Below are 21,879 nucleotides of genomic sequence, written 5' to 3'. Positions count from 1 at the left end.
ATCCCGGTGTTTCTCGACGGGTGTCGAGTTTCTATCGTGACTGGCATGAGCAATGACGCTGATGCCGAGAGGGTCGCCGAACTGGCGCGCGGGGTCGTCGCCGAGCACGACCCGAAGACGGTGCCGGTCCAGGAGTTTCTCGGCGCCTGTTACGACGCCGGCCTGTCGTGGGTGCACTTTCCCGAGGGCCTCGGCGGCCTGGGTGTGTCGCGCGGCCTGCAGGCGGTCGCCGACCGCGTCCTGCAGGGTGCAGGCGGGCCGGTGCCGCTCGGGCTGAACCCGATGGGATACGGCATGGCCGCGCCGACCATTCGTGAGCACGCCCAGACCGAGGACGTGAAGCGCCAGTGGCTGCGTCCCCTGGCCACCACCGAGGATCTGTGGTGTCAGCTGTTCTCCGAGCCCGGTGCCGGCTCCGACCTCGCCGGGCTGGCCACCACGGCGAAGCGCGACGGCGAGGACTGGGTCGTCAACGGCCAGAAGGTCTGGACCAGCCTGGCGCACCGGGCGCGCTGGGGGCTGCTGCTGGCGCGCACCGATCCGGACGTGCCCAAGCACAAGGGCCTCACCTACTTCGTCATCGACATGCACGGCGCCGGAGTCGAGACCAAGCCGCTGCGCCAGATGACCGGCCAGGCCGAGTTCAACGAGGTGTACTTCACCGACGCCCGCATCCCCGACAAGCACCGACTCGGCGACGTCGGCAACGGCTGGGCCGTGGCGATGACCACCCTGATGAACGAACGCACCGCACTCGGCGGCAGCGGCAGCAGACGGGGCGCGGGCACCATCGCCGACGCCACCGGGCTGTGGGCGTCGCGTCCGGAGCGCCAGACACCGGTGCTGCGCGACCGGCTGGCGCAGTTGTGGCTGCGCTCGGAGGCGCAACGGCTAACGTCAGAACGCTCCCGCGCAGCTGCGACGGTCGGCGGCCCGGGCCCGGAAGGCTCGATCGGCAAACTGGTCGGGGCCGAACTCAACCAGCACATCTATCAGTGGTGCATGGATTTCCTTGGGCCAGAAGGACTTCTATATCACGGGTACCAGCAGGGGGCAGCCACCGGCGAGCGGGACTGGCAGGGCCCGGTCCAGCAGCGCTTCCTGCGCAGCCGCGCCAACACCATCGAAGGTGGCACGTCCGAGGTGATGCGCAACATCCTCGGCGAACGCATTCTCGGACTACCCGGCGACCTGCGCGCTGACACCGGCATGCCGTGGAAGGAGATTCCCCGTGGCTGAGAAGCGTGCGGACCAGCCCGAAGTCCAGGCTGAGTTCAGGTTCACCGACGAACAGGCCCAATTGCGCGACGCGGTGCGCAAATTCGGCGCCGAGCACTTCGCGGAGGACAAGATCCGCCAGCTGATGGAGTCCGACCCGCCCTTCGACCCGAAGGTCTGGGCGCGGCTCGGCGGCGAACTCGGCGTGCTGGGCCTGTCGGTGCCCGAAAGCGACGGCGGCGTCGGCGGCACCCTGGTCGATCAAGCCGTCGCCATTGAGGAACTCGGCGCACGGCTGGCGTGCGGGCCACTGTTCGGCACGGTCTACCTCGCCATCCCCGCGCTGGTGGCCGCCCCGTCCAGTGCCGCGCGCGACGAGTTGCTCGGCGACCTCGTCGAGGGGCGGCGCACCGCGGCCGTCGCGGTGACCGACCGGGCCGGGACCCTCGAACTGGACGCGGTCACGGTGACGGCCGCGCCGGACACGTTGTCGGGCACAGTGACTCAGGTGGTCGACGGCGGCGTCGTCGACGTCCTACTGGTCGCCGCGCGTGGAGCGGACGGCGTCGGCCTGTACGCGCTCGACGCCGGCGCCGATGGGGTGCAGCGCACGGCGCTGGCCACCCTCGACCTGACCCGGCCCGAGGCGAACGTCACGTTCTCCGACGCCCCTGCGACCCTGATCGCCGGACCCGACGAAACCCCGCGGGTCCTCGAGCACGCGCTGCAGGTCGGTGCGGCACTGCTGGCTGTCGAACAGGTCGGGGCCGCGCAGCATCTGCTGGACCTCTCGGTCGAGTACGCGAAGTCGCGGCTGCAGTTCGGCCGGCCGATCGGATCCTTCCAGGCGGTCAAGCATCGGCTCGCGGACCTGCTCGTCGATGTCGAGCACGCCAGATCGACTGCCTATCACGCGATCTGGGCGTTGATCGACGGGTCCGACGACCCGGCGTTGGCGACCAGCATCGCACAAGCGGTGTGTTCGGCCGCGCTGAGCCATGTCGCCAACGACACCATTCAGGTGCACGGCGGAATCGGCTTCACCTGGGAGCATCAGGCCCACCTCTACTACAAGCGCGCGGCCACGGATGCTGTGCTGCTGGGCAGCGCCGAGCAGCATCGGGATCGGGTCGCGGCGATGGTGTTGGACAACGCCGACGCCGACCGGGTACCGCGGGTCGCCGACGGCCTCACGGTCTGATTCGCGTCGAGTCTGCAGTGCGGCCGGACAGCGGCCTGAGTGACGTAAGTCCCCGCATTCGAGGCGTTCCGGCACTAGGCCCGGCGGTGTGGGGGTGGTCGGATGAGGAACGCTTGGTACGGCTGTGGGAAGTGATCCCCCGACGCGGAGGAGTAGGCGAAATGTCGGAGATCAGCAACGCTCGCAAGCGCGACGTTCCTTCACGGCTGGAGCGCAGCGTCATCCCTGGACAGCCCGCGTCGCCGCGGGAGAATTGGGACATCGGATTGCGCTGGCTGAAAGGGGACACCTCCTTCGTCAGTCGCCTCCCCGATGCGATCAGGCTCGGAGCAGTGATGGCGACCGGCGTCCTGTCGCGGCGCCCGGTTCGGCCCCTGTGCGACGAGGCCGACCGGTGGCTTCCGGGCGATGAGTTGGTGCCTGCCAAGGTGCAACAGACCCATGGCGTGACCATTCACGCACGCCCCGCCGAGATCTGGCCCTGGTTGGTACAGGCGGGCTGCCGGCGGGCCGGCGTATACAGCTACGACGGGCTCGATAATGGCGGCGTGCCGAGCGCGGAACGGATCCTCCCCGAGTTCCAACACATCGAGGTGGGAGACATCCTCCCGTGGACACCGACGGCAGAGGACGGTTTCATCGTTCGGGCGGTCGAGCCGGAGCGGGCACTGGTCCTCGGAGAGGATTCTGGCTCGTTCAGCTGGGTCTTCGTTCTCGAGCCGATCGACGCGACGAGCACCCGCCTCATCGCTCGTGTCCGGTCGTGGTACGAGAGTCTCGCGGGTGCACTGATGATCCGGTACGTCTGGCGCCCGATCCACTTCGGCATGCAGCGACGACAATTGCTCAACCTCAAGCGTCGTGTGGAGGCAGGGCCGCACTGATCCTCTAGGCGGCACACAACCCCGCGCGGCAACGTTACGCGCAGTCATGCGTCGCAGCTACCAAGTCGAGCGAGGAGGGCGGCCGTGATGAAACCCAATTACTCAGCAGCGGCTACGAAGGCGCCGGCTGAATCCGCGGCGGTGCTGTCGGCGGAGGGCATCGAGAAGTCGTTCCGCAGGGGGATGTGGCCACTCTCGCACCGGCAGCCGGTATTGCGTGGCATCGACTTGACGTTGGGCCCGGGCGAGGTCGTCGGATTGGTGGGAGAGAACGGCTCGGGCAAGTCGACGATGATGAAGATCCTCGTGGGCGAACTCGCGCCCGACTCCGGCACGGTCACACGCGCGGGTGTTCTCGGATATTGCCCGCAGCAACCGGTGGTCTACGAGCGGCTGACATGCGACGAGCACATCGAGTTGTTCGCGCGCGCCTACCGAATGACGCACGAGGCCGAACGTCGCGCCCGGCGAGACCTGTACGCCGCATTGGGATTCGAGCGGTACGCGGATACCAGGGCCGACCGGCTGTCCGGGGGCACCCTTGCCAAGCTGAACCTCACGCTGGCGATGCTCGCCGATCCGCAGGTGTTGTTGCTCGACGAGCCCTATGCCGGATTCGACTGGGACACCTACTTGAGGTTCTGGGAGCTGGTGAGCCAGCGCCGCGACGCGGCGAAGTCGGTGTTGATCATCAGTCACTTCGTCGCCGACGAGCACCGCTTCGACCGGGTCGTGCAGCTGTGCGACGGGCAACTGTGTGACGACCAGGCAGTTCCGCGATGACCACCGCTGTCCATGAGCAGTGGCGCCCGACGCTCCTGCTGACGCGGTGCTTCGTCGCCGACTATGTGCGCAACCCGGTGAACTTGGTCGTCCTCGTTCTCGTGCCGCTGGTTTTCGTTGTGTTCGCGGCGGAGTCGCTGGCAGATGCGATGGAACTGATCGGCGGGCAGATCGGGCCGGCGCTGGAGACCACGACCGCGGGCTGGGCGGCCGGTTTCCTGTCCGGTCTGGCGATGTATTTCCAGATCCGCTCGGCCCGCGCCGCGGACACGCGGATGCTGCTGGCCGGCCTATCTCGGAGCCGGCTTATCTCGGCCCGGGCGAGCACGGGATTACTGCTGGCCGGACTGGCTTCGGCGGTGGCGTTGATCGCACTGGCGCTCCGGACCGGTATCGAGAGTCCGGGTCGAGTGATCGCCGGCACAGTCATGTTCGCGCTCATCTACATGGCGATTGGTGCGCTCGTCGGTGTTGCGGTGCGCAACCCGGTCAACGGGGCGGTGGTGATCCTCTTCATCTGGATGGTCGACGTGTTCTTCGGCCCCGGAGGCAGCGGCGGCACGATGGTGTTGGCGCGATTCTTCCCGACCCATTTCGTCACCTTGTGGATGGTCGATCTGCCGTCGCACCATGCCGGGCGGCCGGGTGATCTCGGGATCGCGCTGATCTGGGTGGTGGGTGCCGTCGTGGCCGCAGGAGTGGTACTGGCCGCGAGCTCACGCACCGCCGGCAGCGGTCGACGAGCACGGGGCAGATTGACCACCGCTCTGCGGTTGGGATTCGTCGATCTGCGCCGCAACCCAGAGCTACTGGTCCTTCTGGCGGTTGTGCCGGTGCTGTTCGTGCTGTTGGCCGAGGCCACGACGCCCGCGCGGGAGCTCGTTCTCGGCGTGACCGAGGGTGGCGGCACGGTGCAAACCGCGTACTGGTTCCCGGAGGTGCACGCCGGCACCATGACACCGATCGCGATTGCTTCCCTGGCTGCGCTCGCGGGCATGTTCGTGGTCGTCGACGCCGCGGGCGGTGACGCGCGCCTGCGGCTGGCCGGCTATCCCGCTCGGACGGTGGTGGCGGCACGACTCGGTGTCGTGGCTGTCGCCGTGGTCGTGGTCAGTGTGGCCGCGCTTGCCGTCACCGCAACGGTTTTCGACGCGCGGCAGTGGGTCGGCTACGCCGGCGCCAACCTGCTGCTGGGGATGACCTATGCGTTGGTGGGCGTGATCATCGGACCGCTGTTCGGCCGGGTCGCCGGGGTGTTCATGGCCTTCCTGGTACCGTTCCTCGATCTGGGCATCGCCCAGAGCCCGATGCTGCGTCCCGAACCCGAATCTTGGGCGCAGCTGTTGCCCGGGTACGGCTGGACGCGGGTCCTCTTCGACACCGGGCTCACCGCGGACTTCGACCAGGCCGGGCCGCTGCTGGCCGGTCTGGGCTGGCTTGCTGGCCTGCTGATCGTCGCTACGCTGGTCCTCGTCCGCCCAGGACTGCGTGTTCGGCGTCATACGACTGGTCGACCGTGAACGGGTAGGCCCGGCCGGGCGTTTGAGCCGTTCGGCTGTCGGCAACAAGATCAATATGCCCACGCTCAACCATCCGGAAACCGCGCGCCTGCAGCGTCGGGTCGCGGTGGTGACGTCGTTGTTCGCGCTGAGCACCGCAGCGCTGACCGGCTGTGCCGCGTTCGCCAACAACGCTTCCAGCACGTCGACGACCGCGACCACCACCACGACGGGTCCACTGCGAACCGACGCGTCCACCACGCCGAACCCGGTGCCGTCGAACGACGGGATCCCGCCGGTAGGCGATGTCTCGTTGGCCATCGACGACCGTCCTGACCTCGGCGAGATCGTCGTCGACGCCAGCGGGCGCACCCTGTATGTGTTCTCGAACGACGCGCTCAACGACCCCAGCTGTTACGACGCTTGCGCCGACACCTGGCTGCCGGTACTGGCCAAAGGCGATCCGGCGGGCGCCATCGGAATCAATGTCGCTGCCGCAGATATCGTTTCGCGTCGCGACGGCAACAGCCAGGTGACCTATCGCGGTCAACCGCTGTACCGGTACGCGGGTGACATGATCGACACGGACGCCAAGGGGCAGGGGCTGGACCTTTTCGGCGGCGAGTGGCACGTCCTGACCAAGGATGGCCAGCCGCTGGCGTGAGGCGCACTCACCGATACGTCACAGACCTGCGATCCGAGCGATCGGTGGCGGGCAGAACCGCCTAGTGGCCGGTACTCCAGCGAGGTGATCGGCGTCATGCGCACGGGAACAGCTGCGCAGCGGTCGCCGCGCGAGCCCACTGTTCGGCGAAGGCTCGTGAGATCTGGTCGAGGGCGGGGGTAAGCGGTTCAATCCGATCGGTGACCAACGCCTGCTCATCGGTGGCGGCCACTGGATGCCAGTAGACACCGTCGGCGGTGACGGTGATTTCGGGCACCAGTGCCGCCCGTGTGATCACCACGCCTTCGGTTGCCAGGCCCTCGTGGGCGATCGGGCGTACCACCCGATCCTCGGGCGGGATGCCGAGGTTATCGAGCAGTCTGTGCAAGTCACTCAGTTCGCCCGGCCCGGGCGCCGCGACGGTGGCGGCTACCCGCACGCGAAAACCCATCCCGAGGGCCAGACGGATCCCGTCGACGGCCTTGTCCCAGCTGCCGTGACCGCGGTGCGCATCGTGCAGCGTCGGCGTCGCAGAATCCAGGCTGATCTGCAGCGCGACGTTGTCGCGCGGGATGGACTCCAGTTCTCGCAACCCTCTGCCCTTGAACACCATTCCGTTGGTCAGCACCGTGGTCGGCAGCAACCTGGCGCAGCTGTTGACGATCGTGCCGATATCGGGCAGCAGGAACGGTTCGCCGCCGGTGAGAAAGATGTCGTGCACACCCCAGGCGGCCGCCTCCTTGGCCAGCCGTGCGATCCGGTCGGCGCCGAGTTCGCGCCGTGGGGCCTGCGGCGAGGACGCCACGCAGCAGTAGTCACAGGCGAGGTTGCAGTGGAAGTTGGTATACATCCACAGCCGCGCACCAGGCATACGGTCCGGGCCGAGAACCGTTGTGGGGTCCGGTGGACGGCCTCGTCGCACCGTCAGCGTCGCGGCTCCCGAAGTGTCGATGGCGGTACCCAGCACCGTGTTGCCGCTTCGCGCGCACCACTTTTCGGCGAGCTCCCGCTCTGCGGTCGATCGCACGGTGATCTCACCGGTCGCGCCGTCGGCCAGCGTGCTCATCAACCTCATCAGGTCGAGGATCACCACCGAGGGTCGACCCCCTGCTCGTCCACCGCGGCGAACAGCGGCTTGTAGCCGTCCAGGTGCGGGCTGACCCAGCGGCGCAAGCCCTCGAGCTCAAGGATCTTGCGATGCTCGGGATTGTTCCAGTCCATCGCCAGCAGCTTGTCCACCCACGGCGTATAGCGTTCGGCGGGCAGGGTGTCGAGCGCGGTGAACATGCAGTGGCAGTATCCGTCGGTGCGCCATACCTCCTCGAGGGTGCCCGGCATCAGCTCGTCGCGTCCCATCGCGTCCCAGGTGGTGCTGCCGATCGCGGCGACGTCGGCTTCCCCGGCCAACACCGCTTCGACGGCGTCGAGCTCGCTGCGGCCGGTGTCGCCGTGCTTGCCGATGTCGGTGTCGAACCGGATGACGTGCATGTCCGTTTCGGGCACACCTTCGCGCGCGAGGTAGTAGAGCGGAAGGATCGCCGCATGCGCCGAGTCCGCCGATCCGAGCGCAAGCCGCTTCCCGGCGATTGCCATGGCGCCGCTGAGTGCGCTGCCCGATCGCGCTACGAAGACCGTCCTGAAGCCGACGTCGGTGTCGCGTTGCGCCAATGCGATGCAGTGGCCGTTGGTCTGCATCACCGTCCGCACGTAGGCCAGGTTCGTGTTCCACGCAACGTCGATGTGCCCGGCGATCAGCGACGACACGAGCCTTCCGTAGTTGGAGTACAGGACGAAATCCATGGGCGCCTCGGCTTCACCTGGCGCACCGAAGTATTCGCGGATGCCTTCCCAAATCGGGACTACGTTCGGGGTGTAGGCGACCGCCCCGACGATCATTGGTTCGTTCGTCATTTCAGTTCCCCCCGCGTTGGAAGAGTGGGATGCCGGTGATGGATTTGCCGTAGAAGTCGTAGAGCACGTCCGCGGTCGGCGCCATGACCGCGCCCGCCCGCGCGTCGCGAAACGCGCGTTCGATGGGTAGGTGTTTGGAGAAGGCCGCACCACCGCACACGCGCATCGCCGATTCGGTGATGGCCAGGGCGGCGTCGTTGGCCGCCGCCTTGATCCCGAGAACATAGGTCGGCGTGTCGACGTCGGGCGCATGGACCCGTTCGGCGGCACGGTCCAGATACGCTTGCTGGGCCGTGAGAGTCGTTCCCATCCTGGCGATCTGAGCGCGAATCGTCGGCAAGGCCGACAACGACTCACCGATGTGGTCCAGCCGGGCGCTACTGACATGGGCGATCGTTGCGGTATACGCCGCGCTGGCAAGTCCAAGCGAGACTGCGGCGTTGCCGAGATTGAACCACGGCAGCACCGTCTGCATCATCAAGCCGAACCCGGCGCCTTGCTCACCCAGACGCGCTGTGGTCGGGACCGTGGTGTCGATGGTCATGGGCGACGAGGCGTTGCCGCGCAGACCCATGCCGGTGAACGGTGCGATGACCGATAGGCCGGCAGTGGAACTGGGCAGCGCAAAGAGGTCGACTTCACCAGCGATTCCGGATGTCGATCCGGCGGACACGACATAGACGTCGGCGTAACCGGCGGACGTGACCCAGCTCTTATCGGCCCGGAGTTTCACCGACTCCCCATCGGCGGACAACGCCGCCGTCGACACCGGCGCCCAGAAATGCGAACGCGACCCCTTCTCGCTGAATGCCAGCGAACCCAGCGCTTCGCCAGAAGCCATGGCCGGCAACAGGTCCGCCATCCCGGTCGGGGGCGCGGCGGCGACGCTGACCGCGGCGACCGCATGCATCAAGTAGATCATCGCCGTTGAGCCACATGCCGTGGCCAGCTCTCGGACCACTTCAGTGAATTGCAGCGGGCCGGCGCCGAGACCGCCGACCTCCTTGGGCAGGGTCAGACCGAGCAAACCGCTGCCCCGCAGGGCGTCGACCGCCGCCGAGGGGAAGACGCCGTCGGTGTCCACCCGATCGGCGTTCGCAGCGGCAACCGCCGTGACCTGCTTCAAAGTCTCCATCGGTGGCATGCCTCAGGACGATACGCGCAGTGGGCGCGCAGCGAAGCCGATTATCGCCGCGCAGATGAAAACCGCTGCGGTACTGGGATTTCCGCCCAGCCAGACCTCCGTCCGGCCGAGTTGCACGTAGATCGACAGCGCGGCGATCCCGGCGATGATCGCTGCGGCCATGGCCATCGGCCTGGCGCGGGTGACGGCTGCGGTGAGGAGCAGCGCCGCAGCGACGAGCAGAATCAGGGCGGCGAGCATGTTGTAGTCGCCGAGGAACAGCTGAAGCGGCGGGTAGCCGACGGTCTTGCCCCGGGGCGCGGCGAACTCAGCCCCGGCGGACTTGATCACCCCGATCACACCCATGAGCGCCAGCACCGCACCCCATCCGAGGAGAAGACGCCTGGCGACCGGCGCGGCATCGCTGCCGATCCTCGCGGCCCGAACGGCGTCGACCGCGGCGTACTGCGCGCTGGGCCCAAGCAGCAGCACGAGGTGAATGCTGATCATCATGGCGTAAGCCCACGGCCATTCATTGGGCGCCTGCGCCACCGACATCCCGATCGCCAAGGACTGAGCGATGCCGATCAATGCGGCCAGCCGGACGGCGGTGCCGGTCAGCAGTAGCACCGGCACCAGCGTCTCCACCACGAGCACGAGCCAGCCGAACGGCGTGAAGTTCGGTAATACAAGGTTTTCGACCAGCCAGCTGTACGGCGGGAACACCGGATGGTCGACCGCCAGATGCGTCCAGAACCACAGCCCGGTTCGGCGGTCCTCGCCGAAATCGGGTGGCACCTTCCACCACACGTGCGCCAGCCACAACAGGCCGGCCACAATCCGGAGGATCGCAAGGGAAACGCCGCCCGCCCTGGCAGACGGGGGGACCGGGGATAACAGCAGGCCGATTGCTCGGGATGGGCTCGCCGTGATCATGCCGTCAGTGTCCACTTCCGTTGCGGGTACCGGTGAGGCTTTCGGCAGTACTGTCTGGTCCGACTGAACCGCTCACCGGTCGCATAGGTGCGTCGAATGTCAGCGTGATGACACTGTCAGCGTCGAGCGAATGCGGTGGGCCGGTTCCCACTTGCGGCGCCGTAACGCCAAGCGCGTCCACCGGCATGCCGCGCGCGTCGACGCCCTGGGCGATCAGCCCGGGTCGACGACTTGCACCACCCCGCCGGCGACACCGGCGATGAAGAGCCGGCCGGTGTCTGGATCAACTCCGAGGCTGTTCGGATTCTGCACGGTCGGCAGCCGCCGTACCTCGCGCGGCGCCGCGTCGGCCATGTCATAGGCGACGACCTCGTTGATACCCGTCGAGGTCACCCACAGCCGGTCCCTCGTGGCGTCGTAGGTGATGCCGTACGGGCCACCCGGTTGCGGAACGCTGGCGATCTGCAGTGGTGCGGGACGCGGCGTGAAGACCCGGATGATGCCGCCGCGGGTGTCGGTGACGATCAGCCGCCCGCGCCTATCGGCGACCACATGCGTGGGACCCGTGCCCGCCGACACGGCGCCGACGACGCTCAGCGCGGCAGCATCGTAGACAGTGAGGTCGTTCTTGCGAACGTCGATGAGAGCAACGGAATCACCCGCTGCTGCAATTCCTCCCGGTTGGGCCCTGCCGGTGAACTCCTTGATGGTGCTGTCGCCGCGGAGTGCAACCACGGTGCCGCCGAACTCGTTCGCGACGAAAACGGTGCCGTTCTGCGCCTGCGTCGCGTCGTGCGGCCCCGTGCCGGTGGGGACCGGCCGTTGAGCCAGCCCGCCGGGCAGCTCGACGCGGATGAGCGCGTCGGCGCTCTCGATCGGGACCAGGACCGGCCCACCAGGCGCGGCCAGTTGGAGATGCCTGACGAACCCTGGCAGTGGTGTGCGTCCGGTGACGGCACCGGTATCGGCATTCATCAGAACAAGTTCGTTGGGGTTGCGTTTGGCGATCACCACCGTCCGTGTCACAGCGTCGACCGCGACGCCCTCCGGCGCCTCGCCGACAGCAACCGCTCGGCCAGGGACCGCTTCCGTCTGCTCCGGGGCAGTGTGGGGTTCCGCTGGAGGGGGCAGCCCGGTCGTGGTGGCCGGATCCGGTGCCGGTTGGCCGCACCCGGCAACCGCCACGACGATGCTTAGGAGCAGTGCGGCCGCCCTGGAGGACGTCGATCCTAAGGTCATCGGCGCATCCACCGCGTCCACCATGGCGTGGGTCCCGGCATGCCGCCAGCCACGGCAAACACCTGGCGCAGAGATGGATTGACCATGGCGGCACCGTTTATGAAAACCGTTGGAACGGTTTCGTTTCCGCCAGCGACCGAGCGTACGCGGGCGGCGGCCGCGGGATCTTCCCAGATGTTGAACTCGCGAAGCGGCAGACCGCTCCGTCGCAGAGGGCGCATGAGCATCCGGCAGAAGGGACAGCCAGGCCGCCAATACACCTCCACGATGGGATTCGGGACTTGCTCCTCGGTCATCGCATCTCCTCGCACTGACAACGACAGGTGCATTGGTCGTACATGTGACCCCAATCATTGCCGCTTGCAGGAAGACATTCATCAAGCCGGGGCAATGCAAGGGACTCTCAGCCCGAGGCAGGCGGGCCCCGGTTCTGTCAGTTGAGCGCGACGAGCGCCACTGCGGCCGCTCATCACCAGTGCCGTTGTCAGCATCACGGCGACGCCCCGTCGGCGGTTTGGAGCGTGACCGGAGGAGCCGGGCAGGTGCCGAGCCCTCTGCCACCGACAGCGGCCTCGTCCTGCGCGCCGTTTGCGCAGCGTACGACATCTTCTGTCCTTCCAGTTGAGTGAAGTGTGTCCAACCGGAAAAAACCGCGCACCCCTCGCCTCGACCGCAAGAATGTAGGCATGGTGACAGTCGTGGCGAGCGATTGTCTGCAGGATGACACCGTGGCTGAGACTCACTGGAGAGGACCATGCCGGAACACCCGATTCGACACGCCATGCTTGCGCTCGCGGGCGGTGAGAGCCCTCAGGACGCTCAGGTTCGCCACGCTGCGTGGGTCGCCCGCTGTGTCGGCCGCGGTGCCGCCGCTCCGTTGACGCCGGCGGACGTCGCAGCTCTGGCCGGGACGCTGGTGTCCCGAGAGTTCGCGTCGGGCACAGTGCTTTTCGCGGCCGGGCGGCCACCGGCCGGAGTGTGGATCGTTCGTCAGGGGCAGATCGAACTCGCCGTGGGTTCGGGTCGCCGACGAGTCGTGGTCGAAGTCATGCGCGCCGGCGACGTCGACGGCGACATCGCTCTGCTTCTCGATATGCCCAATGCCTACACCGCGCGGGCTCTGGACGACAGCACCTGCCTCCGTCTGGACCGAAACGCATTCGAAGCGCTGCTGGCGTCTCATCCGAACATCGCGCGTCGCTGGCTCTCGTCGGTGGCCCAGCGGGTGTCTGCCGGACAGGGCCGGCTAGTGGCCATGCTGGGTCGGCCCTTGCCATCCCAGGTTGCACAGCTGGTTCTCGATGAATCCGTAGACGGCTCAGTTCACCTTGCACAGCGGACGCTTGCCGCAATGCTGGGTGTGCAGCGGCCGTCCATCAACAAGATCCTCAAGGAACTCGAACGCGAGGGACTCGTCGCCATCCACTACGCCGGCATCGACATTCTCGACCTCGACCGACTCCGGACCAAAGCGGGCTAGTCGGACGGCGGCGTCCACACCACCGCCACGGGAATCACCATCGATCGCGACGCTGTGGGCTGCGAGTCTGTCGCCGTACTCAGCTCGCGGCGGCGCCGGCGACATCCAGCAGTTCGTCGACGGACCACTGATCGTCGGCGTGGCGGCCGTACTTGCTCGCCAGCACCCGTCCGTCCGGACGGATCAGAAAATCCGCAGGCAGACCCAGGTGCCCCTCACCGAGTCCGGCCGCGCCGCGCATCGACTGCCCCTTCATGCCCCTGGCCGCCGCCAGCCACGCCCGCGGGCTCAGCACGGCCTTCGGTGACGCCTCGACACCGAACTCACGGTAGAGGTTCTTCTCGGGGTCGGCGATCGTCGTGAAGGGTAGGTCCGCCTGATACTCGCGCATCGCCTCGGCGCTCGAGTGAAACACCACAACCTCCCGGATTCCTGCGGCGGCAATCTCGTCGTGGCGCAGGCTGATCGACCGCATGTGCAGGTTGCAGATCGGGCAGCCGGCGAAGCGCCGAAACTGCAGATGCACCAGGTTACCGGGGTCGGGGATGGACACCTCCCTTTCGTGGATGTCGGAGAGCTGATGCGTAGCGACAACGTCGCCGACCTCAATCCGTTGCATCGCATCAGCCAACCACGACCCGGCGGCGCATGTACCGAAGTGTCAGCGAAGCGACAATCATGTGCGATGGCAGTGCAGCGGCGCCGGGCCGGGCCGGGTTCGACGCTCAGCCCAGAAGCGGACCCACCCCGGGCGTACGCGCACGTTCCGCCGGCGGTGCTACAAGCGGCGGTTGCACGGCCACGGTGGGCAGATCGACCTTCGGCCAGGTCGGCGGCATTGCCGTGCCAGCGCCTTCTGCCGGCGGCGCGACACAGCCCTGCTTCTCCGACCACTCGCCGCCGGATTTGTAGCAGCACCATTTCTGGTTCTCGATCTCTTGTGCGATGGGCTCGTTCTCGCTTCCGGGGCGGCCCCCAAGGGTCCGGGTGCAGGAGTCGTACTCGCCGATGTCCCAGACGGCCTCGGCGACGGCAACCGCCGGCGCGGCGATCGCGATTGCCGCCGCAGCCACGGCAGCAGATCGGACGAGCGGTAACCGGGCTCTTCCCGGGAGGCGGAGCGTGTTCCTCATAGTCTTGTCCCTTTTCTGTCAGTGCGACGCACGGGCGCGCCACCGAAGACTTGCGCCCATCGTCGTTGGCTCACCGATGGTTTCGCTATCCTCGCGGGGTCAGATCGCCCTTCCCGGATGGGGAGCATTGACTTTCCGCGAGGCAAGGGTCCGCGGTCAACGCAGGACCGAACTCCGGCTCGCTGGCATTGCCGATGTCGTGAAGATGCCCCGCACCGGCTGCGATTGCGGCGCCGACGAGAATCCACTTCCCGGCCCAACCCAGATGCGCGGCCGCGCCGCCGACAGTCAGCGGACCCGGCGCGCGCGATGGCCTCCTCAACGACGCAGCGGTGCCGCGGCCTCGAACGTCGCCGCCTTACCGGCCGACTGCCACTGCAGCCAGCGCTCCCACCGCGTGAGGTTGGCCCGCTGCCATCGGCGGTCCACCCGCGCCGATACGCGCCGTGCGAGTTCCAGCATGAGGATGACCGGAAATCGGGCCATCAGCAACAGGATTCCGGGCAGCGCGGACGGCAGTCGGTAGCGACGGCGGTTCCACGGCAGCATGTACAGCCCGAGGTAGCCGGCCTGCACGCGGTAGTGGTATTCGGCGCGCAGGCGCTCGACGCCGCGATGCGCCGGGGAAGGTGCGAAGGCGGGGACGAAGGATTCGACGAGCTCGGTCCCGCTGTCGGCGCTGTCGAAACTGCGTGCGGCGTCGGCCATGAACAGAATGCGCCAGGCGTCGGCGGCGGTCTCGGGGAAGTAGCCGTCGCAGCGCACTCCGACGAGGTGACCGCAGTACCGGTTGAAATGCAGGACTGCGCGCATCTCGTGCGGCGAGGTGACATGGCCGAGCAGGAACAGGCCGAACGCCGGAGCGGCACTACCGCCGAGCAGGGTCAGCAGCATCGCGGACTGGCTGATCGGCAGGCCCCAGCGTTCGGCGTCCCACTCCGGATGCTGCCTGACCCGGTCGCGCACGCTTACGTGCATGACGCGCACATGTAATGAGATGTTGCGGCCCAACGATCCTGGAGTCAGGATCGCGCCGGGCCGGCACACCTCGATCCACCAGCGCGAGGTCTCGAGGTAGCGGTGCAGCGCCCGTTGGCCGGCGTAGCCGCCCGACAGCGACAGCGGCACGGCGAGCCAGCCCTCGGTGTAGGTGTCGTTGGTCCCGGCGTTGCCGAGCGCGCCGAGCGCATAGGCCCAGCGGCGCCAGACGGCGGCGCCTTCCTCCACCAGTTGCGGGTCGACCCAGTCCGGGAGCTGCTCGAACTCCTCGAAAAGCTCGCGCATGGAGTCGGGCGCCTCGGGAACGCTGTCGATGCCGCCGCGCTGGGCCCTCTCGACGAGGTCTCTCGCCTTCCGGGCGCCGAGGTCACCGTGGTAGGTCTCCGCGACGAACCGCTCGGCGACGGGATCGCCCTCGTTGAGGCCGGCGATGAATGCTCGCGCGATGGCCTCGGACGGAAACAGGTCGACTCCCGTTACGCCCTTGACCAGGCTCCGCAGCCGGGCCCGCCGACTGTTGACGTCCGGATACCGGAAGGCGCTCGGTGGATGAGTAGTGGATGCCGGCATCGGTCAGTCGCCGTGTCGCACTTCGACCCGGGTCGCCTCGCCGTTCGGCCCCATCGGCGAGTCGTACTCGACCACGGTGCAGATCGGGTTGTCATGTGAGGCGAACAGTTTCAGTTCGTCCTCCTTGGTGGCGGGAAGGCGCTGCGGGTCGGCGATGATGCGCTGTGAGCGCTCGAAGTCCCCGCGGTTGTTCCACCAGATCTCCATGATGCAGTCGAACCCCGGGTCGATCACCCGCCCGGTGACCGGGTTCGTCTCCGGCACCAGATAGCGGCGTACGTAGCGGACCGCTCCCGGCATCGACGACGACCGGCCCAACCGCTTCGACAACTGCGAGTGCTGACGCTCGTAGTAGTCCATGAACTCGTCGGCGGTCATGTCCGGGCGCTTCCGAAAAAAGCAGACCTGCTTCACCATGCCGTCGTCGTGCCGCGCACCCATAGACCAACGCTAACCGCCGACCGGCGGGGACGGCACCGCGGCAGACAGGGAGAAGCACGCTTTCGGCTACCGGTGGCTCAACGGCCCTGCTCGTCGGGATCCGCCGCGGAGTCCAGGAGCGCCTGCAGGTCGGCGCGGCTCACCTTGCCTCCGGACAACGCGATCGCACGACCGATCGGAATCTGGGCCAAGAGCCGAAGCAGGTCGACGCCGAGGGCATCACGCGCCGGGGCGTCCCCGGCCATCTCGGCGAAGGCGGACATCACCGCCGGACCGGCCACGGGGTCCGAGAGAACCTCGGCGAAGGTCGATTCGAGCGTCAACGGGGTGCGGACCTCATCGCCGACGACCGTCACCGTCGCGCACAACCGGAGGTCCCTGCTCGACGCGCCCACGGACATCTCGTAGTCGCCGCTCTCGACGAGCCACCGGCTCGTGCCGGTGTGCCAGTACGCGAGCTCCGCACGGCCGAGGACCAATTCGCACGCCGCCGTCTGACCCGGCTGCAGCATCACGTCACCGAAGGCCACCAGCCACCGCGGCGGACGCGACACCATCGAGGCGGGTAATCCGGCGTACACCTGGACGACTTCGCGGCCCTGCCTCTCGCCGACGTTCGTCACGGAGACGCGGACGGTGATCTCGTCTGCTGCCGTCTCGACACCCAGATCGTCGTAGCGAAAATCGGTGTAGGACAGGCCATGACCGAACGGGAACGCCACGTCGCGGTGCACAGCGTCATAACCGCGATATCCGACGAAGACCCGTTCGCCGTACAGCGTGTGTCCCGCTTCTCCTGGGAAGTTCAGGTACGAGGGCGCGTCGGACAGCCTCACCGGGACGGTCTCGGCCAGTCGGCCCGACGGATTGACGCGGCCGAACAGAACGTCTGCGATCGCGCCGCCGCCGGCCTGCCCCAGCAGGGCGGTATCCAGCACGGCCGGAACCAGTTCGGCGATCGGCCCCGAGCGGATGACCCCGCCGTGGGCCAACACCGCCACGGTACGCGGTTGCACCTCGACGACGGCGCGCAGCAACTCCAGTTGATGAGCCGCAAGCTCGATGTGCTCGCGGTCCGACCCCTCCGACTCCTCGCCCGGCGTCAGGCCTAGGAACACCACGGCCGTCTGCGCGGTTGCCGCATGGCGAAGCGCCTCGTCGCGGAGCGCCGCCGAATCGGAGCCGTCCGAGGTGAAGCCCCGAGCGAAGCTCACCGCCCGGTCACCGGCGCAACGGCGGATCTCGTCGATCGGCTCGTCGACTCGCGTGGGGTTCACATGTGAACTCCCGCCGCCCTGGATCACCGGAGACCGCGCGAATTCGCCGATCACGGCCAGACTTTCACCGCCTAGCGGCAACAGGTCACCGTTGTTCTTGAGCAGGACGATGGCGCGACCGGCGACTTCGCGCGCCAGCCGGTGATGGCCCTCGACGTCGAATTCCGCCCGGTGACTCTCGACCGGTGCCCGGGCGCTCAACTGTGCGACACGCTGCGCCGCACGGTCGACGGCGGACCCCGCCAGGTAGCCCGACTGCACCGCGGCCACCACGTCGGCGTCGCTCGCGCCGCCACTGCCGGGCATCTCCAGGTCGAGGCCGGCCGCCACCGCGGCGACCCGGTCACTCACCGCGCCCCAGTCGCTGACCACGACACCGCCGAAACCCCACTCGTCGCGAAGGACCTCGGTGAGCAGCCACCGGTTCTCAGCGGCGGGCGCGCCGTTGATCCGGTTGTAGGCACACATCACCGCCCACGGCTTGGCCCGCTCGACGACGCGCCGGAAGGCAGGCAGATAGATTTCCCGCAACGTCCGCATGTCGACGTCGGAACTGACTCGCATGCGGTCGGTTTCGGCGTTGTTCGCGGCGAAGTGCTTCGGACAGGCGCCGACGCCGGTGCTCTGCAGGCCGGTCACCCAGGCCGCGCCGAGCACGCCGGTCAACAGCGGATCCTCCGAGAAGTACTCGAAGTTCCTGCCGCAGCGCGGATCCCGCTTGATGTTCAGCCCGGGACCTAGCAGCACGTCCACCCCGCGGGCGAGGCACTCCTCGCCGAGTGCCGCACCGACCCGCTCTGCGAGTGCCGGATCCCATGTCTGAGCCAGCGCGACCGCGGGCGGAAAGCAGGTGGCCGGCGCCGTCGCCGAGAAGTCGAGATTGCCGCCCGAGCCCGCGGCGGGCATGCGCACCCCGTGCGGCCCGTCGACCAGGCTGACCCCCGCCACGGGGCCGACGGACTTGGTCCGCCACATGTCCGCCCCGCTACCCAGCGCGGCCTTCTCCTCCAGCGTGAGATCCGAGATGGCCTGCGGGTCAACCACTGTCAGGTTCTCGTCACGCTATCGCCGCGCCGACGAGATGACCGATCCCATAGGTGATCGCGAGAGCTAGTCCGCCGCCGACGACATTGCGCACCACCGCGCGCTGTTTGGGCGCGCCACCGAGGCCCGCCGAAACGGCGCCGGTGAGCATCAACGCCGCCAGCACGGCGACAACGGTGACGGGAACTCGCCATGTGGTCGGCGGCGCCAGGATGGCGATCAGCGGCAGCAGCGCTCCTGTCGTGAAGGCCAGCGCGGACGACAGTGCCGCCTGCCACGGGTTCGTCAGCTCCTGGGGCTTGATGCCCAGTTCGACTTCGGCGTGCGCAGCGAACGCGTCGTGCGCGGTGAGTTCCTCGGCCACCGTCCGTGCGGTGGTCACCGAGAGCCCTTTGCCCTCGTAGAGCGCCGCGAGTTCGTCCAATTCGGCGGCCGGGTCATCCCGCAGTTCCCGGCGCTCCTTGCGGAGCAATGCCTTCTCGGTGTCGCGTTGGGTGCTGACGGATACGTACTCGCCCAGCGCCATCGACACCGCTCCCGCGGCCAGGCCGGCGACGCCCGCCGTGAGGATCGGCGCGCGCTCCGCTGTCGCGGCGGCGACGCCGACGACGATGCCTGCCGTGGATACGATGCCGTCGTTGGCGCCGAGCACCCCGGCGCGCAGCCAATTCAGTCTCGATGCAACGGAGCCGACATGCGGTTCGGCAGGGTGAGAAGGCGTGGTCACAGCGTCACGGTAGCGAGAATCCGGACCACCCCGCCGGGAAGAACGCTAAGACCCCTGCGACGTGTCGTCCTTCTCGTCCGCCTCGGTGGGGAGCGCCTCGGCGCCCGGGGTGGCCGGAGTGCTCAGCACTTCCTCGGTCTCGTTCGTGGGCTCGGGAGTTGTCATCGCGTGCCTTCCTGCTCGAAGCGATCGGGGCGCCGTGACAGATCGACAAGCATTCGTAACGGCGCCGCTGGTCTCCATACCCGCATGGCCGCAGCCGTAATCGCCGACCGGTGCACCGGCGGGCGATCAGCGGCCGCGCCACTTCGGGGTGCGCTTGTCCCGCCACGCCTGGATCCCCTCCACGACGTCCTCGGTCGCGGCGGCGACCTTGCGCATCGTCTCGCCGAAGCGGACCGACTCGATCCACCCCATGTTCGCGGTGCGCCAGGCGACCTCCTTGGTCGCGCGTTGGGCCAGCGGGGCGGCCTCGGTGAGCGTGCGCGCCCACGACCGCGCCTCGGACTGCAGTCGATCCGGCTCGACCAACCGCCACACCAGTCCGATCTCCTTGGCGCGCTCGGCCGTGATCGGCCTGCCCGTCAACAGCAACTCCATGGCATCGGCCCACCGCACCCGCTCCGGGAGCCGAATCGCCCCGACGATGGTGGGCACTCCGAGCGAGACCTCCGGATACGCGAAGCTGGCTTCCGTACTCGCAATGACGAAGTCGCAGAATAGAACTCCGGTCAAGCCGTATCCGATGCAGGGGCCGTGGACGGCGGCGATCGTCGGCTTGAACAGTTCCATCCCGCTCTCGAACGAGTTGATCGTCGGCTTCTCCCAGAACGTGCCACCGAAAGTGCCCACCGAGCCCTCGCCGTCCTTGAGGTCGCCGCCCGCGCAGAAGACGTCCCCGTTCGCGGTCAGGATGCCGACCCAGGCGTCCTCGTCGTCACGGAACCGGTCCCACGCGGCGTTCAGGTCCTGTCGCAGGGCGCCGTTGATGGCGTTGCGCGCCTCCGGGCGGTTGAGGGTGATCGTGGCGACGTGGTCGTCCAACTCGTAGGTGACGAGGCTCATGACCGGACCCTAGCGCCGCTGCGCCGAAGAAAACTTCTCCGCTCATGTCGAGAAAGCCGTCACGGCTCCGTCCCAGGGGTGAGCGACCAACTAGGGTCGCGATCCTGAAGGGAGAAACTCATGGCGAAGTACCTGTTCCTCAAGCACTACCGGGGCGCGCCTGCGGCCGTCAACGACGTGCCGATGGATCGGTGGACGCCCGCCGAGATCGAGGCGCACATCCAGTACATGGAGGACTTCGCGGACCGCCTCAAAGGCAGCGGCGAGTTCGTCGCCAGCCAGGCCCTCGCCGCGGAGGGCGCCTGGGTTCGGTACGACGGCGAGGGCAAGCCGCCGGTGACCGACGGCCCCTTCGCGGAGACCAAGGACCTGATCGCCGGCTTCATGATCGTCGATGTCGATTCCTACGAGCGCGCCGTCGAACTGGCCGGCGAACTGTCGGCCGCTCCCGGTGCGGGCGGCAAACCGATCCACGAGTGGCTCGAGGTGCGCCCGTTCATGACCGCCGCCGGGACCCTCCACGAGTGAGGACGGCGGTGGACGAGGAGGAACTGCGGGATCTGATTCCCGGCGTTCTGGCGGCCCTCGTCAACCGCGGCGCCGACTTCGCGACCGCCGAGGACGCCGTCCAGGAGGCGCTGATTCGCGCCGTGCAGGCGTGGCCGCGCCAGCGCCCCGACGACCCGAGAGGGTGGCTGATCACGACCGCGTGGCGGCGCTTCGTCGACCTCATTCGCGCCGACGCCGCTCGGCGCGACCGGGAACTCAAGGTGTCCGATGAGCCGCCGCCCGGGCCGACCGAGTCCGCCGACGACACGCTGCACCTCTACTTCCTGTGCGCGCATCCCAGCCTGACCCCCTCGTCGGCCGTCGCGCTGACGCTGCGGGCCGTCGGCGGTCTCACCACCCGCCAGATCGCGCAGGCCTACCTGGTGCCGGAATCGACCATGGCGCAACGCATCAGCCGCGCCAAGCGCACCGTCAGCGAGGCGCGGCTCGACCGGCCTGGCGACCTGCGCACCGTGCTGCGCGTGCTGTATCTGGTGTTCAACGAGGGCTACAGCGGCGACGTGGACCTGGCCGCCGAGGCCATCCGGTTGGCCCGGCAACTCGCTGCGAGCACCGACGACCCGGAGGTCGCGGGGCTGCTCGCGCTGTTCTTGCTCCATCACGCCAGACGCGCGGCGCGCACCCGTCCCGACGGGAGCCTCGTGCCGCTGGCCGAGCAGGACCGCGGCCTCTGGCGCACCGACCTCATCGCCGAGGGGGTGGCGATCCTTCAGGCCGCGCTCGCGCGCGACCGGCTCGGCGAGTATCAGGCGCAGGCCGCGATCGCGGCGCTGCACGCCGATGCGCAGAGCGCCGCCGAGACCGACTGGGTGCAGATCGTCGAGTGGTACGACGAACTCGTCCGGCTCACCGACAGTCCCGTGGTGCGGCTCAACCGCGCCGTCGCCGTCGGCGAGGCCGACGGACCGCAGGCCGGGCTCACCGCGCTCGCCGAACTCGACCCGGCGCTGCCGCGCTACACTGCCTCAGCGGCCTACCTCACGGAGAGGTCCGGTGATATCGCAACGGCGGCAACGCTTTACGCAGAGGCCGCGGCGCGGGCACAGAATCTCGCCGAGCGCAACCACCTGATGCTGCGGGCGGCGACGCTGCGCCAGAGGCTGGGCGGCTGAACG

22 protein-coding genes are annotated in these 21,879 nt (G+C 68.2%); 9 read left to right on the top strand and 13 right to left on the bottom strand.

Annotation, left to right across the window (positions count from 1 at the left end; translation table 11 throughout):
- The first annotated feature begins 45 nt into the window (after positions 1–45).
- The 6 genes from ABGB19_RS15545 (at position 46) to ABGB19_RS15520 (ending at position 6,249) form a co-directional block, all read left to right on the top strand.
- Positions 46–1,239: an acyl-CoA dehydrogenase family protein gene (locus tag ABGB19_RS15545; RefSeq protein WP_347686869.1), complete on the top strand. Its 1,194-nt coding sequence runs from the start codon at positions 46–48 to the stop codon at positions 1,237–1,239.
- On the top strand, positions 1,232–2,419 hold the full coding sequence (locus ABGB19_RS15540; protein ID WP_347686868.1) for an acyl-CoA dehydrogenase family protein: 1,188 nt from the start codon (positions 1,232–1,234) through the stop codon (positions 2,417–2,419). The genes ABGB19_RS15545 and ABGB19_RS15540 overlap by 8 nt, the downstream gene beginning before the upstream one ends.
- 161 nt (positions 2,420–2,580) lie before the next feature.
- Positions 2,581–3,303, top strand: a complete 723-nt coding sequence (locus ABGB19_RS15535) for a hypothetical protein (protein WP_347686867.1) — start codon at positions 2,581–2,583, stop codon at positions 3,301–3,303.
- Positions 3,304–3,390: 87 nt separating this feature from the next.
- Complete coding sequence (locus tag ABGB19_RS15530) at positions 3,391–4,086, top strand: ABC transporter ATP-binding protein (protein ID WP_347687202.1); 696 nt, start codon at positions 3,391–3,393, stop codon at positions 4,084–4,086.
- Positions 4,083–5,606 carry an ABC transporter permease gene (locus tag ABGB19_RS15525; RefSeq protein WP_347686866.1) on the top strand — a complete coding sequence of 508 codons (1,524 nt, stop codon included), beginning with the start codon at positions 4,083–4,085 and terminating at the stop codon, positions 5,604–5,606. Before ABGB19_RS15530 ends, ABGB19_RS15525 begins: the two co-directional genes overlap by 4 nt.
- A gap of 55 nt (positions 5,607–5,661) precedes the next feature.
- Complete coding sequence (locus ABGB19_RS15520; RefSeq protein WP_347686865.1) at positions 5,662–6,249, top strand: hypothetical protein; 588 nt, start codon at positions 5,662–5,664, stop codon at positions 6,247–6,249.
- 94 nt (positions 6,250–6,343) lie between these two features.
- Here ABGB19_RS15520 and ABGB19_RS15515 read toward each other — a convergent pair whose 3' ends face one another.
- From ABGB19_RS15515 to ABGB19_RS15490, 6 genes are all read right to left on the bottom strand, one after another.
- Complete coding sequence (locus ABGB19_RS15515) at positions 6,344–7,342, bottom strand: radical SAM protein (protein WP_347686864.1); 999 nt, start codon at positions 7,340–7,342, stop codon at positions 6,344–6,346.
- A complete protein-coding gene (locus ABGB19_RS15510; protein ID WP_347686863.1) occupies positions 7,336–8,160 on the bottom strand; it encodes a PhnD/SsuA/transferrin family substrate-binding protein in 825 nt (274 codons plus the stop codon). The genes ABGB19_RS15515 and ABGB19_RS15510 overlap by 7 nt, the downstream gene beginning before the upstream one ends.
- Before the next feature lies 1 nt (position 8,161).
- Positions 8,162–9,304 carry an acyl-CoA dehydrogenase family protein gene (locus ABGB19_RS15505; RefSeq protein WP_347686862.1) on the bottom strand — a complete coding sequence of 381 codons (1,143 nt, stop codon included), beginning with the start codon at positions 9,302–9,304 and terminating at the stop codon, positions 8,162–8,164.
- Positions 9,305–9,307: 3 nt separating this feature from the next.
- Positions 9,308–10,219, bottom strand: coding sequence for a hypothetical protein (locus tag ABGB19_RS15500; protein ID WP_347686861.1), 912 nt, complete (start codon positions 10,217–10,219; stop codon positions 9,308–9,310).
- 213 nt (positions 10,220–10,432) lie between these two features.
- Entirely contained in the window at positions 10,433–11,245 is an 813-nt protein-coding gene (locus tag ABGB19_RS15495) for a YncE family protein (RefSeq protein ID WP_347686860.1), read from the bottom strand.
- A gap of 209 nt (positions 11,246–11,454) precedes the next feature.
- Entirely contained in the window at positions 11,455–11,754 is a 300-nt protein-coding gene (locus ABGB19_RS15490; protein WP_347686859.1) for a glutaredoxin domain-containing protein, read from the bottom strand.
- A 458-nt stretch (positions 11,755–12,212) separates the two neighbouring features.
- Between ABGB19_RS15490 and ABGB19_RS15485 the strand changes: the two genes are divergently transcribed.
- Positions 12,213–12,938 carry a Crp/Fnr family transcriptional regulator gene (locus ABGB19_RS15485; protein WP_347686858.1) on the top strand — a complete coding sequence of 242 codons (726 nt, stop codon included), beginning with the start codon at positions 12,213–12,215 and terminating at the stop codon, positions 12,936–12,938.
- Between the two features lie 79 nt (positions 12,939–13,017).
- Here ABGB19_RS15485 and ABGB19_RS15480 read toward each other — a convergent pair whose 3' ends face one another.
- The 7 genes from ABGB19_RS15480 to ABGB19_RS15450 form a co-directional block, all read right to left on the bottom strand.
- The gene (locus tag ABGB19_RS15480; RefSeq protein ID WP_347686857.1) at positions 13,018–13,557 is read right to left on the bottom strand and encodes a peroxiredoxin-like family protein; all 540 of its coding nucleotides are present in this window, start codon (positions 13,555–13,557) and stop codon (positions 13,018–13,020) included.
- 106 nt (positions 13,558–13,663) lie between these two features.
- A complete protein-coding gene (locus tag ABGB19_RS15475) occupies positions 13,664–14,011 on the bottom strand; it encodes a hypothetical protein (protein WP_347686856.1) in 348 nt (115 codons plus the stop codon).
- A 378-nt stretch (positions 14,012–14,389) separates the two neighbouring features.
- On the bottom strand, positions 14,390–15,640 hold the full coding sequence (locus ABGB19_RS15470; protein WP_347686855.1) for an oxygenase MpaB family protein: 1,251 nt from the start codon (positions 15,638–15,640) through the stop codon (positions 14,390–14,392).
- Between the two features lie 3 nt (positions 15,641–15,643).
- Entirely contained in the window at positions 15,644–16,081 is a 438-nt protein-coding gene (locus ABGB19_RS15465) for an EthD domain-containing protein (protein WP_347686854.1), read from the bottom strand.
- Between the two features lie 77 nt (positions 16,082–16,158).
- Positions 16,159–18,333, bottom strand: coding sequence for a glycoside hydrolase family 3 C-terminal domain-containing protein (locus tag ABGB19_RS15460; RefSeq protein WP_347687201.1), 2,175 nt, complete (start codon positions 18,331–18,333; stop codon positions 16,159–16,161).
- 82 nt (positions 18,334–18,415) lie between these two features.
- Complete coding sequence (locus ABGB19_RS15455) at positions 18,416–19,129, bottom strand: VIT family protein (protein ID WP_347686853.1); 714 nt, start codon at positions 19,127–19,129, stop codon at positions 18,416–18,418.
- Positions 19,130–19,420: 291 nt separating this feature from the next.
- Positions 19,421–20,194 (bottom strand): enoyl-CoA hydratase/isomerase family protein, encoded by a 774-nt coding sequence (locus ABGB19_RS15450; RefSeq protein ID WP_347686852.1) that lies wholly within the window; start codon positions 20,192–20,194, stop codon positions 19,421–19,423.
- A gap of 120 nt (positions 20,195–20,314) precedes the next feature.
- Here ABGB19_RS15450 and ABGB19_RS15445 point away from each other — a divergent pair, with 120 nt between their 5' ends.
- Positions 20,315–20,722, top strand: coding sequence for a YciI family protein (locus tag ABGB19_RS15445; RefSeq protein ID WP_347686851.1), 408 nt, complete (start codon positions 20,315–20,317; stop codon positions 20,720–20,722).
- An 8-nt stretch (positions 20,723–20,730) separates the two neighbouring features.
- A complete protein-coding gene (locus ABGB19_RS15440; protein WP_347687200.1) occupies positions 20,731–21,876 on the top strand; it encodes a sigma-70 family RNA polymerase sigma factor in 1,146 nt (381 codons plus the stop codon).
- Positions 21,877–21,879 lie beyond the last annotated feature (3 nt).

This window comes from Mycobacterium sp. B14F4, assembly GCF_039871645.1.
Classification (GTDB): domain Bacteria; phylum Actinomycetota; class Actinomycetes; order Mycobacteriales; family Mycobacteriaceae; genus Mycobacterium.
The sequence above is the reverse complement of the archived record's forward strand: the minus strand, read 5'-3'. Positions and strand labels throughout refer to the sequence as shown.